The organism is Bradyrhizobium sp., assembly GCF_016462955.1.
In the GTDB taxonomy this organism is placed as follows: domain Bacteria; phylum Pseudomonadota; class Alphaproteobacteria; order Rhizobiales; family Xanthobacteraceae; genus Bradyrhizobium.
The window spans coordinates 1-16,370 of record NZ_JAEMSD010000103.1 but is presented as its reverse complement, the minus strand read 5'-3'; the positions used below and the strand labels follow the sequence as shown (position 1 = coordinate 16,370).

Here is a 16,370-nt window from a genome sequence, read left to right as displayed (position 1 = left end):
TCGTGATCGCCGCGAGCTGCGGCTCCTTGGCGACCGCCTCCGCGAGAATCTCGATGGTTCCGGTGATGACGGTGAGAATATTGTTGAAGTCATGCGCCACGCCGCCGGTGAGCTGGCCGACGGCCTCCATCTTCTCGACGTGGCGGATGCGCTCCTCCGTGGCGATCTTGTCGGTGAGATCGCGGTAGAAGACGTTGAACAACAGGCCCTCGCGGCGGTTCAGCGCGGTCACGCTGACCTCGGCCTTGAATTCCTTGCCGTCGCGGTTGCGGCAGATCAACTCGCGGCGATGCTTCAGCGTCTTGTCGTCCCTGTTCTTCGGGAAGTTCTTCATTCTCTCACTGACGATCTCGCGGTCGCTTTCGGCGATGATCAGGTCGATGGTGCGCTTGCCCAGCACTTCGTCGCGGCGCCAGCCGAACAACTGCTCGGCCTGCGAGTTCCAGTTGAGGATATGGCCGGTTTCGTCGGTCTGGACGAAGGCGTCGAGCGAGGTCTCGACGATGTTGCGGGCGAGCCGTTCGCTCTCGCGCAGTGATTCCTGCGCGAGCCGCGCCTCGGTCATGTCGCGTCCGACGAAGAAGAAGCGGCGCGCCTGTTCGGACCAGCTGCCGAGCCAGGACAGCCAGACCTCGTGCCCGCTCCGGTGGAAGCAGCGGGTGTCGGTGAGCCTGATGCGCGCGCCGGCGCGCATCTCGCGCATCTCGGCACGGGACTGTTCCAGATGGTCGGGATGAATGAAGTCGGCGCCGCTGCGGCCAATCATCTCGTCCGGCCGGTAGCCGAGAACGATCTCGCTGCTCGGACTGATCTGTGCGATGTGACCATGGGAATCCATGATCATGATCAGGTCCTGCGACGTCTCGAAAATCTGCCGCCGCTCCTCGATCTGCTGCTGCAGCGCCCGCTCGGCGCGCCGTGCCTCGGTCAGGCTGCGCGCGCTGCCGGAGGCGCCGATGATCTCGCCCGACGGGCCCCTGATCGGCGACAGGCTCAGTGAGATCTCGACCGGCGTGCCGTCCTTGCGCAGGCGCACCGTCTCGAAGCGTTCGATCGGCTCGCCCCGCGCAATCCGGCCCAGATAGTCCTTGCCGTCTGCGCGGCGGTCGGGCGGGACGATGATCGACGTGGGCTGGCCGATCGCCTCCTCCGCCGTATAGCCGTAAAGGCGTTCGGCGGCCGGGTTCCAGCCGGTGATCACGGCGTCGAGCGTCTGCATCACGATCGCGTCGTCGGACGATTCCACCGCCGCGCTGAACAGACTCTCGCGCGTTGCGTGGTGGCTTCGCGCGGCCTCGGTGCGGCGATGCTCCTCGATCTCGCGCTCGAGCGCGGCGGTCTTCGCACGGGTCTCCTCGACCATCCGGGCAAAGGCCCGCGCGAGCACGCCGGTCTCGCCGCTGGCATCGACGGGGATGTCTGCGGGACGTCCACTGCCGATGGCCTGCACCGCCTCCGTCAGACGCCCGATCGGGCGGGTCAACGAGCGGGCCAGCAGCACCGCGAGCGCAGCTGCGGCGAGAACGGCCAGCACGCCGACCAGCAGGGACGTTTTTTGAATGGCGGCCGGCACGCGGCCGAACACGGACGGGGGCACGGTTGCGACAACGGCGACCCATTCCTTGCCAGCAAGCGATAACGGCACGAACGCCGCGCCGCTCGTCCGGCCCGACTCGTCGGTTGTGACCCGCGTGGCCACGTCCGACGTGCCGGCCAGGGCTGCGTAGAACGGAAGGTCCTTGCGCCAATCGGTGGGATGGCCTCGCGAAGACCCGAACTCTCGCGCCCGATCGGGATGGACCAGATAGTCGCCGCGCGAATTCACGACGTAGATCTCTCCGCCCGAGCTCATGGTCGTGCGAATCCGATCGAGAGCCGGGCGCATGTCGATATTGGCGACGATGATGCCGAACGGCTTGTCGTCGGGTGCAAACAGCGGCATCGCGACCCGCAGGGTCGGCGCGTGAGGTGCCGTCGTTCCCCCATATCGGGTGGCGAGTTCGACGGGGGACACGTAGATCTCGCCCGGCCTCAGTCGAATGGTCTCCTGAAAGTAGGCCCGGCCGCTCTTGCGCTCCAGTTCGTCGTCCGGGACGATCCGCACCGCTCCGTTCGGTCCGGAGCGATCGACCCGAACCAGCTCGCGCTGGTCGTCGGCGCCGATGATCCTGAATTGTCCGTAGATAGGCTTGGCCTCGATCTCGGCCGCGAGCCGCGCCGCGATGCGCTCGCGCCAGGTTTGCTCGGAGACGCCGTCAGACGGGTCAATTCCTCCGCCGGTGTTGGCGCGGATCAGGCCATTGATAGCCGCAGCGGCGCGATAGCCGGCCAGATCGCCGCGCACGCCGGCAACATAGAATTCAAGATTGGCCGCAATCAGGCGCGACTGGGCTTCGACCCGCTCCAGGACCCGCGGAATGACGGCCTGCGTGGTGTTGCGATAGCCGAGCCAGCCGACTGCGGCCACGGTGACCGCCACCAGCAGGATCATCGCGATGGCCAGACGCGTCGCCAGCGTCGTTGTGAAGCTCATGGAGGTTTTCGTCGTCCCGCCGCGCCATGTCTGGCTTGCAGCAGGGGAGGTGTTCTTGTCATCGGCGGTCGGAGCGGACATCGGACCCCTCCGGCTGGCCGGTCTTCAGGCAATGATCGACCATCGCAAGCAGTGCGTCGGGCCGGAACGGTTTCTGCAAAGCGGCCACCGCACCGAGCTTGGTCGCCATCTTCAGGAAGTCCGGTTCCGCATAGGCATCGGGCGTGATCGAACGGCCGGAGACGACGACGATCGGAATGGTCGGGACCAGGGCCCGAATGTGACGCATCGTCTCCAGTCCGTCCATGCCGGGCATGAAGATGTCGAGAAACAGCAGGTCGAACCGGCCGGCCTCGAACAAGGCCAGTCCCTTGCGGCCATCGCCGGCGACAGTCACGTGATGACCAGCCCGTTCCAGCAGCAGCCGGATGGTGATTTGGATGGCCGGTTCGTCATCCACGATCAGGATGTTGGCCACGTCTGAAATCCTCCGGGGTCGGATGGGAGCGCCCCAGCGACCGCAATCAAAAACCATCAATATGAAATTGTTGCGCGGATTCTCGTCTGCCGGCAAGCACTTCGAGCCCTCCGGCCCGAGCTGCCGCTTTATTGCGCTGCACCGCGGGTTTGCACGCCCGAATGCATAGCAGAAGTTCGCCTTCGCCCGCCCAGTGCCTTGCGGGGGGTGGATAGCCTGTGAGAAGAGCAGATGAATCCTCAGGACGGACAGGGGCATAACATGACCGGCAAGAAAAAGACGCCCGACCAGCTTCGCAGCGCGCGCTGGTTCGCGCCCGACGACCTGCGCTCGTTCGGCCACCGCTCCCGGGCCATGCAGATGGGTTACGCTCCGGAGGAGTGGAAGGACCGCCCTGCCATCGCGATCCTCAACACCTGGTCGGATGCGCAGCCCTGTCACATGCATTTCAAGTCGCGCGTCGACGACGTCAAGCGCGGTATCCTGATGGCCGGCGGCCTGCCGCTGGAACTGCCGGCATTGTCGCTGTCGGAATCGTTGCTGAAGCCGACCACCATGCTCTATCGCAACCTGCTGGCCATGGACGCCGAGGAGCTCTTGCGCAGCCACCCCGTCGACGGCGTCGTGCTGATGGGCGGCTGCGACAAGACGACACCGGCGCTGCTGCTGGGTGCGACCTCCATGAACATCCCGGCGATCTATCTGCCGGCAGGGCCGATGCTGCGCGGCAACTGGAAAGGCAAGACGCTCGGTTCAGGCTCGGACGGCTGGAAATATTGGGACGAACGCCGCGCCGGGAAGATCTCGGACAAGGACTGGCTCGACATCGAGGCCGGCATCGCCCGCAGCTACGGCACCTGCATGACCATGGGCACCGCATCGACCATGACCGCGATTGCGGAGGCGATTGGCATGACGCTGCCCGGCGCCTCCTCGATTCCGGCCGCCGACGCCAACCACATCCGCATGGCCAGCGAATGCGGCCGCCGCATCGTCGAGATGGTCTGGGAGGACCTGACGCCGAAGCTGATCCAGACCCGCAAGGCGTTCGAGAATGGCATTGCGGTCGCGATGGCGATGGGCTGCTCGACCAACGCGATCATCCATCTGATCGCGCAGGCCCGCCGCGCCGGCCAGGATATCGGCCTCGACGATTTCGAGACCGCGAGCCGCAAGGTGCCCGTCATCGCCAACGTCCGCCCGAGCGGCGATGCCTATCTGATGGAGGACTTCTTCTATGCCGGCGGCCTGCCGGCGCTGATGGCGCAAATCAGGCCGCATCTGCATCTCGACTGCATCACCGTCACCGGCAAGACGGTGGCTGAGAACATCGAGGGCGCCGAGGTCTACAATGCCGACGTGATCCGCTCCATCGACAATCCCATCTACAAGGAAGGCGCGCTCGCCGTACTCAGGGGCAATCTCGCGCCCGACGGCTGCGTCATCAAGCCGAGCGCCTGCGCGCCGCGCTTCCTCAAGCATACCGGCCCGGCGCTGGTGTTCGACGATTACCCCTCGATGAAGAAGGCGGTCGACGATCCCGACCTCGACGTCACCGAGGACCACATCCTGATCCTGCGCAATGCGGGGCCGCAGGGCGGGCCGGGCATGCCGGAATGGGGCATGCTGCCGATTCCGACCAAGCTCGTGAAGCAGGGCGTGCGCGACATGGTCCGCATCTCGGATGCGCGCATGAGCGGCACCAGCTACGGCGCCTGCATCCTGCACGTCTCGCCGGAGTCCTATATCGGCGGTCCGCTGGCCCTGGTGCAGAACGGCGACCGCATCACGCTCGACGTCGCCGCGCGCACCATCAATCTCGATGTGAGCGAGGCTGAGCTCGCCAAACGCCGCGCCGCCTGGAAGCAGCCCGAGCGCCGCTTCGAGCGCGGCTATGGCTGGATGTTCACCAAACACATCAAGCAGGCCAATGACGGCTGCGACTTCGATTTCCTCGAGACCGATTTCGGCGCGCCGATCGGCGAGCCGTCGATTTATTAGTGAGCCTGTCATTCCGGGGCGCGCCCCTTGGCGCGAGCCCGGAATCCATCGTGCAGCAGTATGTGCCGCCCGATGGATTCCGGGTTCGGCTTCGCCGCCCCGGAATGACGAAAGAGAGAGAGTATGAGATGCCAAAACTCACCGAAGCCACCCGCACAAAACTCAAATCCGTCTCTACCGCCACCGTCGCCACCGCCTTGTTCAAGCGCGGCCTGCGCATCCAGATGATCCAGGATGTCCGCCCCCTGAGCCCGGAGCAGCCGACCATGGTCGGCGAGGCCTTCACGCTGCGCTACATCCCGGCGCGCGAGGATCTCAACACCATCGATGTCTTCAAGGACCGCTCCCATCCGCAGCGCAAGGCGGTCGAGGATTGTCCGCCGGGCGCCGTGCTGGTGATGGACAGCCGCAAGGACGCGCGGGCAGCCTCCGCCGGCGCCATCCTGGTCACGCGGCTGATGAAGCGCGGCGTTGCGGGCGTCGTCACCGACGGCGGGTTTCGCGACTCCGCCGAGATCGCCAGGCTCGGCTTTCCCGCCTTTCATCACCGCCCCTCGGCGCCGACCAACCTCACGCTGCACCAGGCGATCGAGATCAACGTGCCGATCGGCTGCGGCGACGCGCCGGTGTTTCCCGGCGACGTAATCCTCGGCGATGCGGACGGCGTCATCGTGATCCCCGCTCATCTCGCGGACGAGATCGCCAACGAAACCTTCGAGATGACTGCGTTCGAGGACTTCGTCACCGAGGAAGTCGGCAAGGGCCGCGGCATCTTCGGCCTCTATCCCGCCACCGATCCGCAGACGCTGACGGATTTCGCGGAATGGCGGAAGAAGAACGGGCGCTGACTTTTCTGCAGGTCGCGCCACATTCTCGGTTGTCGTCCCGGACAAGCGAAGCGCAGATCCGGAACCCATAACCCCAGGGAGCAGTTTGGCGAAGACTTGCAGTTAAGAAGTCGTCGTCGGTACTATCACCTGCGCCTCACCGATACATCACGCGGTATGGGTCCCCGCCTTCGCGGGGACGACAGCGGACGGTGTTGCTTCAGGTCTTGCTACACCTCAGCCTCCGCCATCCCCGCCGCCCACAGCGCGAACGCGTAAACGATCGCGACTTCGTCGAGCCGGTCGAAGCGGCCCGAGGCGCCGCCATGGCCGGCGCCCATGTTGGTGCGGAGCAGGACCGGGCCGCCGCCCGTCATGGTGGCGCGCAGCCGCGCGATCCATTTGGCGGGCTCCCAATAGGTGACGCGCGGATCGGTCAGCCCGCCCATCGCCAGGATCGCCGGATAGTCCTTTGCCGCGACGTTGTCGTAGGGCGAATACGACAGGATGGTGCGGAAATCGGTCTCGCTCTCGATCGGGTTGCCCCATTCCGGCCATTCCGGCGGCGTCAGCGGCAGCGTGTCGTCGAGCATGGTGTTGAGCACGTCGACGAACGGCACCTCGGCGACGATGCCGGCGAACAGCTCGCCGGCACGGTTGGCGACCGCGCCCATCAGCATGCCGCCGGCCGAGCCGCCATGGCCGACGATGCGCCCGGCGCTGGTGTATTTCGCAGCGATCAGCGCGCGGGCGCTGGCGGCGAAATCGTCGAACGAGTTCGTCTTCTTCTCGCGCTTGCCGTCGAGATACCAGCCCCAGCCCTTGTCGGCGCCGCCGCGGATATGGGCGATGGCGTAGACGAAGCCGCGGTCGACCAACGACAGGCGATTGGCGCTGAACGAAGCCGGCATCGCCATGCCGTAGGAGCCGTAGCCATAGAGCAATAGCGGCGCCGTGCCGTCGAGCTTCAGCCCGCGGCGATGGAGGATCGAGACCGGCACCTCGGCACCGTCATGCGATGTCGCCATGATGCGCGTGGTGACGTAGTCGCTCGCATCGTGGCCGGAGGGAATCTCCTGGCGTTTGCGCAAGACGCGCGTGCGCTTGACCATGTCGTAGTCGTAGACTTCCGACGGCGTCGTCATCGACGAATAGGCGAAGCGCAAATTCGTCGTGTCGAATTCGTAGGAGCCCATCGTGTCCAGCGAATAGGCGGCTTCTTCGAACGATATCTCGTGCTCCTCGTTCGTTCCGAGGTCGCGGATCACGATCGCCGGCAGTGCATGGGCGCGTTCCAGCCGCACCAGATGGCCGGCATAGAGGTCGAGGTCGATGATGTAGATGCCGGGACGATAGGGGATCAGGTCGCGCCAGTTCTTGCGCTCCGGCGAAGCAAGCGGCGCGGTGACGATCTTGAAGTCGATGGCATCGTCGGCATTGGTGAGGATGTAGAGCTCGTCGCCGCGATCGGCGAGTGAATATTGCACGCCTTCTTCGCGCGCCGCGACCAGCCGCGGCGGCGCCTCGGGATGGGCGAGATCGATCAGCCGCTGCTCGCTCGTCTCATGGTCGCCGCCCGCGATCACGCAGAAGCGGCCGCTGGTGCTCTCGTGCAGATGGGTGAACCAGCCGGCATCCTGCTCCTCATAGACCAGCGTGTCGTCGGCCTGCCCGGTCCCGAGCTTGTGCCGCCACACCTGCCTCGGCCGATGATTGTCGTCGAGCTTGACGTAGAAGAAGCTCTTGCAGTCCGCGGCCCAGACCACGCCGCCGTCGGTCTCCTCGACGACATCGTCGAGGTCTTTGCCGGTTCCCCAGTCGCGCACGCGGATCGAGAAATATTCGGAGCCCTTGGTGTCCGCGCTCCAGGCCTGCAGCTTGTGATCGTAGGAGTGGCGGCTGCCGCCGAATTTGAAGTATTCGTGGTCTTTGGCCAGCGCGTCGCCGTCGAGGACGATCTGGCCCTCGCCGCCGTCGCGCGGCATGCGCCCGAACAGCTCATGCTGCCCGCCCTCGCGAAACCTGCGGAAATAGGCGAAGGGGCCATCCGGCGACGGCACGCTGGAATCGTCCTCCTTGATGCGTCCGCGCATCTCGCGCACCAGCGTCTTCTGGAGCGGCGCAGTATGGCCGAGCAGGCTCTCGGTGTAGACGTTCTCTTCATCCAGATATGTGCGGATGTCGGGGTCGAGCACCGCGGGATGACGCAGCACCTCCTGCCAGTTTGCGTCCTTCAGCCAGGCATAGTCGTCGGTCACGGTGATGCCGTGCCGCGAGAAGGAATGCGGCCGGCGCGGGGCGACGGGGGGCTGGGAAGATGCTTTGGCCTGGGTCACTCGGTCCTCGTTCGTCTCGCCGAAACTCATCTCGTCATGCGCGGGCTTGACCCGCGCATCCATCAAAGACGAATCTTTAGCGATGGATTTGCCGGGTCAAGCCCGGCAATGACGGCCGTAGAAGGCGGCTGGTCGCCTATAATATGGCGACAAGCCCCTGAATAGCCAGCGCCGCTGCCGCCTCACCGGGTTGTTGCCCCGCCCCTTGTATGCTTTAGGGACGATATCCCCGCCGCCGGTCCAGCCTGATGCTGTTCAATTCCTATCCGTTCATCCTGCTGTTTCTGCCGATCGTGCTGGCCGGCTATTTCCAGCTCGGCCGGCGCAGCAATCTGGCCCCGGTGATCTGGCTGGCGCTGGCCTCGATCACCTTCTACGCGATCGGCAGCTGGCAGTTCCTGGCCCTCTTACTGCTCTCGATCGCCTTCAATTTTGGCGTTGGCCACCTCCTGATCACGGCTGAGCTGGCGCCCATGCAACGCAAGGCGGCGCTCGCATTCGGCCTCGCCGGCGATCTCCTCGTGCTCGGCATCTTCAAATATGCGGGCTTTGCCGCCGAGAACATCAACGCGGTGCTCGGCACGCATCTCGCGGTTCATATCCTGCTGCCGGTCGGCATTTCCTTCTACACTTTCACCCAGATCGCGTTTCTGGTGGACGCGTATCGCGGCCAGGTCGCACGTTACGCCTTGCCGCACTACGCGCTGTTCGTGACGTACTTTCCGCATTTGATCGCAGGGCCGATCCTTCACCACAAGGACATGATCCCGCAATTCGAGCGCAAGGAATCGAAGAATCCGGACGCGCATCTGATGCTGTGCGGGATCATCATCTTCGCCATCGGCCTGTTCAAGAAGACCTGCCTTGCCGACGGCATCCAGCCGCTGGTCGCGCTCGCCTTCGAGGCCCGCTCGCCGAGCTTCGACCAGGCCTGGCTTGGCGCGCTCGCCTACACGTTCCAGCTCTATTTCGACTTCTCCGGCTATTCCGACATGGCGATCGGGATCTCGCTGATGTTCGGCATCTTCCTGCCGGTCAACTTCAACTCGCCCTACAAGGCGACCAGCATTGTCGAGTTCTGGCGGCGCTGGCACATGACGCTGTCGCAGTTTTTGCGCGACTATCTCTACATCCCGCTCGGCGGCAACCGCAGGGGCCGCGTGCTGCGCTACGTCAACCTGATGGCCACCATGCTGCTCGGCGGGCTCTGGCACGGCGCGGCCTGGACTTTTGTCGTTTGGGGCGCGTTGCACGGCGCGTATCTCTGCGTCAATCATGCCTTCCATGCCTTGGCGCCGAACGTTTCGCCGCGGCTTGCACGCCCGGCTCGCATCGCGGGCGCCGCGCTGACGTTCCTCGCCGTCGTGGTCGCCTGGGTGTTTTTCCGCGCCGCGAGCGTGGAATGGGCACTGCGCGTGCTCCAAGCCATGGCTGATCCCTCGAATATCGTGTTCGGCCGCGAGGAGATCGCGGCGCTCGTCCTCATCGCCATCTATGCCGCGCTGGTGTGGCTTGCGCCGAACACGCAAGGCCTCATGGGATACGACCACGCGAACCGCAGGGTCGGCGAAACCTTGCGGACCGGACGGATGCGGCCGCTGGTGCTCTATGCGGCGTCGCTGGTGCTCGCGTTCGGCTTTCTGGGTATCCAGAGCCACAGCGAATTCATCTATTTCCGGTTCTGATGCGGGGCATGTTCACCAATCTGGCGCGGCTTCTCCTTGCTGCCACGGCATGCGTGCTCGGCGCGGCGGCGCTGACCTTCGCAGTCGATCCGCTGCAACTATTCCGACCCTCGTACCTCATCCCCGCCTTCTATTCCGACGACACGCGCGTGCAGAATGCCGGACTGATCCGCAGCCAGCCGTTCGACACCGCCTTCATGGGCACCTCGCTCGCGATCCATTTCCGCCAGAGCGACATCGACCGTGCGCTTGGTGTGCGCTCGCTCAAGCTGGCAATGACCGGCTCCAACTCGCGCCAGCAGGCCTTTGTGCTCGAGCAGGCGATCGACCGCGGCGCCAGGCGGGTGATCTGGGAGATGGACGATTTCATCTTCATCGATGCCGCCGACATCGAGGCCGATCCCTATCTCTCCGTGGATCTCTATCGCCGAACTGCCAAGGGCATCGCGTCCTATCTGTTCAGCGCATCGATGGCAAAGGAGTCCTTGTTCGCGCTGCTGCGGTCGCTCCCGCCGCTGCGTGAGCCGATGACCCGGGCGGCGCCTTATCTGCCGGTCAAGTTCGCGCTGGCAGACATCGACGACATCTACGCCCTGCCGCGGGATTTCGACGTTGCGCGAGACTACAACGCCAGAAAGACGCTCGCCGCCTTCACATACATCACCGATCCCGCGCGCCGCCGCTTCCTCGGCGAAGGCTATGGCTTCGAGGCCATGGTCCGGCATTTCGAGCGCGATGCCCTCGGCCTGATCGCGCGCCATCCAGGCGTGACCTTCGACATCTACTTCCCGCCCTATTCTATCCTGCAATTCGTCGCCATGCGCGATGCCTCGCCCGAAACGCTGAAGATCGTCACCGACCTCACGGCCGTGATCGCCGAGCGCCTGACGCAGCTTCCCAACGTTCGCCTGCATGATTTCCGCGCGATCAAGCCGGTGACGCACGATCTCGACAATTACAGCGACGTCATCCACCATTCGCCGGTGGTGGACGCGATGGTGCTGAAATGGCTGGCGAGCGGAGAGTATCGGGTTGATCCGAAGCAGCCGACGGCGTCGCTGGATGGGCTGAAGGCGCATGTGGATGCGTATCGCGTGCCACGAGTGAACCTGCCGTAGCCCGCATGAGCGAAGCGACGTGTGGAGTTCGCAAGGTCCCGGGTGTCGCTTCGCTCACCCGGGCTACAAGCGCTGATCTTTCCCTCTCCCCTTGTGGGAGAAGGAAGGCGAGTGCGCAGCGCGCGCCGTTTCCCTACGCCGCCACCTCGTCCCCGAGATACGCGACCGCGGCCTCCAGCCCGCCCTGGCCGTGCGGGATCTTCAACGCGTTGAGGCCGACCTCGATCACGCCCAGCGTGCCGAGCAGCATCGGCGCGTTGACGTGGCCCATATGGGCGATGCGGAAGGCCTGGCCGGAGAGATCGCCGATGCCGGTGCCGAGCACGACGCCGCACTTGTCCTTGCAATAGCGTTGCAGCACGGCCGGGTCATGGCCGTTGCTCATGGTCACCGTGGTCACGGTGTTGGAGCGCTCGCTGGCCTCGGCGACGTTGAAGCCGAGCACCTGGCCCTCGGACCAGACGGCGACCGCGCGCCGCGCGGCTTCGGCGAGCAGGCTGTGGCGGCGGAAGGCATTTTCGAGGCCCTCCTCGTGCAGCATGTCGATTGCCTTGCGCAAAGCGAACAGGAGATGCACCGGCGCGGTGCCGGCATATTTGCGATAGTTCTCGGTGCCCTCGCGCTCGCTCCAGCTCCAATAGGGCGTCGACATGTTGGCCTTCTTGTGCACTTCGAGTGCGCGCGCATTGGCGGCGACGAAGCCGAGGCCGGGCGGCGTCATCAGGCCCTTCTGCGAGCCGGACATCGCGACGTCGATGCCCCATTCGTCCATCTTGAAGGGCATGCAGCCGAGCGAGGCGACGGTGTCGACCATGTACAGCGCGGGATGGCCGCTCGCCTTGATCGCCTTGCCGATCGCCTCGATGTCGTTCTGCACGCCCGAGGCGGTGTCGACCTGCACCACGACGACGGCCTTGATGCTGTGCTCCTTGTCGCGGCGCAGGCGCTCCTCGACCTCGTGCGGCCGCACCGCGCGGCGCCAGTCGCCCTTGAGCACCTCGACCTCGGCGCCCATCAGGGCCGCCGCATTGCCCCAGCCGATCGCAAACCGGCCGCTCTCCAGCACCAGGACCTTGTCGCCGCGCGAGAGCACGTTGCTGAGCGCCGCTTCCCAGGCGCCGTGACCATTGGCGATGTAGATGTAGGACTTGCCCTTGGTCGCAAACAGCCTCGTGAGGTCGCCGAGCAGGCTCTCGGTCAGCTCGAGCATCTCCTTGGAGTAGATGTCGATCGCCGGGCGGTGCATCGCCTGCAGCACCTCGTCGGGCATCGTGGTGGGCCCGGGGATGGCCAGAAATTCCCGGCCCGCGCGAACGGTCATTGCTGTTGGTCCTTGTTGCCAGAGAACGGACTGCTGGATTGCTGAGTCCTACCTTTACGCGGCGCCGAAGCCCTGGAAAAGCGCGCAAAACGCGGGTCTGGGTTATCGTTTGGTCTCGCGGCAGCCGGCGGCTTCGGCCTCCTCGACCGAGCAGAACCAGCGGGTGCCCTTGCTGACCTTCATCCTGATCTGGGTGTACCAGCGGCTGGTGGGCCGGTGATAGATGCATTCGCCGGCGCTGTTCACGTTGCCCTTGATGGTGCAGTCCGGCGACGGTGCCACCGGCCCGGAGGCCGAGGCGAGCAGCACGGCATGCGCCCCGTCGGGTGGCTTGGTCGCGCCCAGAATAGTTGTCTTCTTGTTGCGGACACGCCAGTCCCAGGGCGCGATGAAGGCGCCCTGCCACATCCCGGCCTTGGCCTCGCGCGCGGCCTTTTCATCCGCCTCGTAGTCCTTGGACATGCGGGTATAGGCCAGCGCCCAGCCGCTGCGCACCAGCCATTTCTGGATGTCCTCGCCGCCGACCTCGCAACGCGCCACGGTCCGGCCGCGCCGGTCGATAGAGCGGGCGTGACAGATCCAGTTCTTTCCGTCGGCGTGTCTGGCGAGCTCGTCGCGGGCCGCGATGCCGCAGGTCCAGCGCTCGGCCTTGGTGTTGAGGCAGAGCTGGTCGACCGCCGGCGCGTCGATGCCGCCGAGCCGGATCCGCGTGTTGCCGATCACGACCGCGTCGCCGGCGCGAACCTTGGCCGTGCCGGAGATGTCGGCAGCGTGCGCGAGCGAAGGCAGGACAAGGAGAGACAGCGCAATCAGGATCTTTCGCAACATGCCGGTCCGCGTGTGATGAACATCTCGATAGACGCTGCAATTGTGGTCGGCTTTTGGCCTGTCAGCCAGCTTAGGCCTGACTGATCGGCTTTCAACTTCCCGTCATTGCGCGATGGCTTGCTTACCCTCCCCTGGAGAGGGAGGGTAAGAGAAATCGCCTCACCCCCGCGCCATCGCCCGCTTGGCGAGCGCCAGTCCCATCAGCACGAAGGCCGACGTCACCTCGGGACCGCCGACGAGAATCCGCGTCGGTGTCTTCATCTTGTTCCATTCATAGGCGCGGAATGGGCCGCGGCGGCCGCCTTCGCCGAGCCCGGCGACGATCACGTTCAGCGCCGGCGCAAAGGCACGCGGGTCGGCGCCGAGATGGCCGAGCGCGATCAGCGCCAGCGCCGCATCGAACACGTTCATCTCGGCAGCCATCAGCTCGCCCTTGACGTAGGACAGCACGCGATGGCGGATGAAATCGAAATCGCCGTCGGGATCGATTGCGGCCTGCGCCGCCAGCGGCAGCGCCAGGAACGCCGCATAGCAGCGGCCGAAATAGGCGCTGTAGAGCTCCGGCAGATAATAGATGTGCGAGCGCGGATTGGCGAAGGCGCCGCTCGCCGCCAGCCGTTTCTGGAAGCCGATGATGCGATGCACGGTGGCGAGCCGCGCCGGAGTCTCCAGGATTTTCCAGCGCGCCAGGTTGCGAAAGCTGACCTCGAGAATGTCGAGATTGAGGGTAGGATCGAGATCGTTGCCGTAGGGACGGGCGCCCGCGAGATTGTCGATCCAGGTCGCAACCCCGCCCTCGTAATCGATATTGTCGTTGAGCGGCACGGTCACGCGCGGTTCGTTGACGCCGGCGCGCACCTGGTAGCCGGCATAGAAATCCAGCAACGGCTGGTCGATGATCGGATCGGTGCAGCCAGCCTGCGTTGCCGCGGAGATCGAGCAGGCCGTGGTGTCGCAATCCGGCACGTAGATTCCAAAGCCGAGATCCTGCTTGATCTGCGCGAAGTAGCGGGAGAAGCGCGGGTGCGGCGCCGGCGCGAGCGCAGTGATGACGTCGAAGCGCGCGCCGCCCAAGCCCTCGACCTGCTCGCGGCTGATGTTGATGCAGAAATCCACCATGTCGGCGATTGCACGCTCCGCCGCACTCTTGTCGGCCGGCGTGGCGAGCCCGGTCTCGACATAGCTCAGCAGCGCCTCGATGAAGAACGCGTCGTAATAGGCCGAGCGGTGGCGGATCTGCACCGGCTCCCACATCGGCTCGGCAATGCCTTTCCAGGGCGGATTGACCACGGCGCGCGCGGGCGAGCGCGCGATGAAGACGCGGGCGAGGTTGAACAGCAGCGAGGAATTCTTGTAGCCGCGCGCGTTCAGTCCCGTCAGCGCCATGATCAGCTCGCGGCCCCGGACATCGGGATCGCCGATCAGGTTGAAGGCGGCATAGGTCGGCAGGAAGCCGTTGCGGCGGTAGGAGTCGAGAAGGTGCTGGGCGCAGTCGCGGATCACGCCGTCGATCTCGGCGCTCTGCGGCACGGCGGCGGCGAACGACACCGGCGGCGGCTTGGGATGGTCGAGCGCGATGCTGTCGACAAGAGCGGCGATCGGCTGCCCGACCGCCGCCCAGTCGGGCTCGGCCTCGTCGCGGGCCTGGGTGAGTGCCTGCCGCAGCTGCGTCAGTTTGGCCTCGTCACGCAGCTCGGGCACGCCCGCGCGTCGCAGCAGGATCCGCAGCGCGGGATTGCCGAGCGCGGTCTTGTAGAATTTGGCGATATGCGGATCGCCGCTGGCCGTGCCCGACAATACGGGATCGCAGACGTCGTAAAGCGAGGGGCCGTCCTTCCGCGCCGTCAGCGCCCGGCAGGCGGCGCCGGCAAAATAATGAAAGCTCATGAAATACCTGGTCGCGGGGCCTCGGTCGGGGACATCAGGCACGCTCCCATCCGCGTGCCACCCCCTGCAAGTCGTTGAAAAAGCTACCCGGATTCGCGGGAAATACAAATGTGATGGAAGTCACGGAAAAGCCGGCGCGAGGGCGACATGATCGCGTCCCGTAAGGCTACGGGAAAGCCAGGAATTCAGCAATTCGCAGCGGAGAATTGATTAGTATCGTCAGTGGTTTAGCTCAAATAATGAGCAATCTATTGCCCCAGGGCCTATATCCGGTTAAGGGTTTGTTTGGTGCGGCGCCGCAAATTGCGCGCAATTCGGGGGCACACCCCCGGCCAATCCCTCAAACCTAAAGCCGCTATCGCGCTACTCAAACAGTGTGCGCGCGCTTGGCTGGTCTTTGGCACAGGAAACGAACCGAGATGAATTTGAAGCAGCTCGACCTTTCCCGACGTACGATCGCCCTCGCCGCAGCCCTCATCGGCACGGTGTCGCTGGTGATCGGCGCCCATGCTGCTCTCAACATGCGTGCGATCGATGCGGCCAAGGCGGTCTCGACCGACCGGATCACCGGTTCGATCGGCCAGAGTTCCCGCCTGGCGCTGGTCATCGGCAATGGACATTATCCCGACGCCAGTGCGCCGCTGACGCAGTCGATCAACGACGCCCGCGCGCTGTCCTCGTCGCTGCGCAAGAACGGCTTCGACGTGGACATGGTGGAAGATGCGACCCGCGACGACATGGTCCGCGCCGTCAACCGCCTGAAGTCCCGGATCACGCGCGACAGCGTCGTCATGCTGTTCTTCGGCGGCTACGGCGTGCAGGCCGGCCGCGAGAGCTACATGTTGCCGGTCGATGCCGTGATCTGGAAGGAAAGGGACGTCCGCCGCCAAGGTGTGTCGATCGAGGGCGTGCTCGAGATGATGAAGGAGCAGGGCGCCAAGGCGAAGCTCGTCGTGGTCGACGCCTCCCGCCGCAATCCTTACGAGCGCCGCTTCCGCTCCTACAGCCACGGCCTCGCGCCGATCAGCGCGTCCGACAACGCGCTGATCCTCACCTCCGCCTCCCCCGGCAAGGTCGTCGACGACGTCAAGGGCGAGCACAGCGTGCTGGTCAGCGAATTCCTCGCCAACCTCGGCAAGTCGGGCAGCGCCGAGAGCGTCTTCAACAAGACCCGCCTCGCCATCTCCCGCGCCAGCGAAGGCGACCAGGTTCCGACCGTGTCCTCCTCGCTGCTCGAAGACGTCCATTTCGGCGCAACCGGCGGCTAGTTTTTCCTGGCTCTTGCGACGTCTCGTGCCCCGGACGCGGCGCATCATGCAATGATGCGACGCTGAGCCGGGGCCCAGTGTTCTTGGG

The 16,370-nt window shown here is 65.2% G+C and carries 11 protein-coding genes; 5 read left to right on the top strand and 6 right to left on the bottom strand.

Annotated features, from left to right (window positions below; translation table 11 throughout):
- Both JHD07_RS13585 and JHD07_RS13580 read right to left on the bottom strand, forming a co-directional pair.
- Positions 1-2,614, bottom strand: a 2,614-nt coding sequence (locus JHD07_RS13585; protein WP_291622897.1) for a PAS domain S-box protein, incomplete at its 3' end; no start/stop codon positions are given.
- Positions 2,592-3,011, bottom strand: coding sequence for a response regulator (locus JHD07_RS13580; protein ID WP_291622896.1), 420 nt, complete (start codon positions 3,009-3,011; stop codon positions 2,592-2,594). The genes JHD07_RS13585 and JHD07_RS13580, both read right to left, overlap by 23 nt.
- Before the next feature lie 261 nt (positions 3,012-3,272).
- On the opposite strand from JHD07_RS13580, the gene araD reads away from it, so the two are divergent.
- Both araD and JHD07_RS13570 read left to right on the top strand, forming a co-directional pair.
- Positions 3,273-5,012, top strand: a complete 1,740-nt coding sequence (gene araD, locus JHD07_RS13575; RefSeq protein WP_291622894.1) for an L-arabinonate dehydratase — start codon at positions 3,273-3,275, stop codon at positions 5,010-5,012.
- A 128-nt stretch (positions 5,013-5,140) separates the two neighbouring features.
- Complete coding sequence (locus tag JHD07_RS13570; RefSeq protein WP_291622892.1) at positions 5,141-5,860, top strand: ribonuclease activity regulator RraA; 720 nt, start codon at positions 5,141-5,143, stop codon at positions 5,858-5,860.
- A 209-nt stretch (positions 5,861-6,069) separates the two neighbouring features.
- On the opposite strand, the gene JHD07_RS13565 is transcribed toward JHD07_RS13570, so the two are convergent.
- Positions 6,070-8,175 (bottom strand): S9 family peptidase, encoded by a 2,106-nt coding sequence (locus JHD07_RS13565; protein ID WP_291622898.1) that lies wholly within the window; start codon positions 8,173-8,175, stop codon positions 6,070-6,072.
- Between the two features lie 248 nt (positions 8,176-8,423).
- Between JHD07_RS13565 and JHD07_RS13560 the strand changes: the two genes are divergently transcribed.
- Together JHD07_RS13560 and JHD07_RS13555 are read left to right on the top strand one after the other, a co-directional pair.
- Positions 8,424-9,860 (top strand): MBOAT family protein, encoded by a 1,437-nt coding sequence (locus JHD07_RS13560; RefSeq protein WP_291622890.1) that lies wholly within the window; start codon positions 8,424-8,426, stop codon positions 9,858-9,860.
- Positions 9,860-10,978, top strand: a complete 1,119-nt coding sequence (locus JHD07_RS13555; RefSeq protein WP_291622888.1) for a hypothetical protein — start codon at positions 9,860-9,862, stop codon at positions 10,976-10,978. The genes JHD07_RS13560 and JHD07_RS13555 overlap by 1 nt, the downstream gene beginning before the upstream one ends.
- Positions 10,979-11,111: 133 nt before the next feature.
- Here the strand turns inward: JHD07_RS13555 and JHD07_RS13550 are convergent, their stop codons facing one another.
- From JHD07_RS13550 to JHD07_RS13540, 3 genes are all read right to left on the bottom strand, one after another.
- On the bottom strand, positions 11,112-12,299 hold the full coding sequence (locus JHD07_RS13550; protein WP_291622886.1) for an aminotransferase class V-fold PLP-dependent enzyme: 1,188 nt from the start codon (positions 12,297-12,299) through the stop codon (positions 11,112-11,114).
- A gap of 102 nt (positions 12,300-12,401) precedes the next feature.
- On the bottom strand, positions 12,402-13,127 hold the full coding sequence (locus tag JHD07_RS13545; protein ID WP_291622884.1) for a thermonuclease family protein: 726 nt from the start codon (positions 13,125-13,127) through the stop codon (positions 12,402-12,404).
- 159 nt (positions 13,128-13,286) lie between these two features.
- Positions 13,287-15,014: a hypothetical protein gene (locus JHD07_RS13540; RefSeq protein ID WP_291622882.1), complete on the bottom strand. Its 1,728-nt coding sequence runs from the start codon at positions 15,012-15,014 to the stop codon at positions 13,287-13,289.
- Positions 15,015-15,433: 419 nt separating this feature from the next.
- Between JHD07_RS13540 and JHD07_RS13535 the strand changes: the two genes are divergently transcribed.
- Positions 15,434-16,282: a caspase family protein gene (locus JHD07_RS13535; RefSeq protein ID WP_291622879.1), complete on the top strand. Its 849-nt coding sequence runs from the start codon at positions 15,434-15,436 to the stop codon at positions 16,280-16,282.
- The last annotated feature ends 88 nt before the right edge of the window (positions 16,283-16,370 follow it).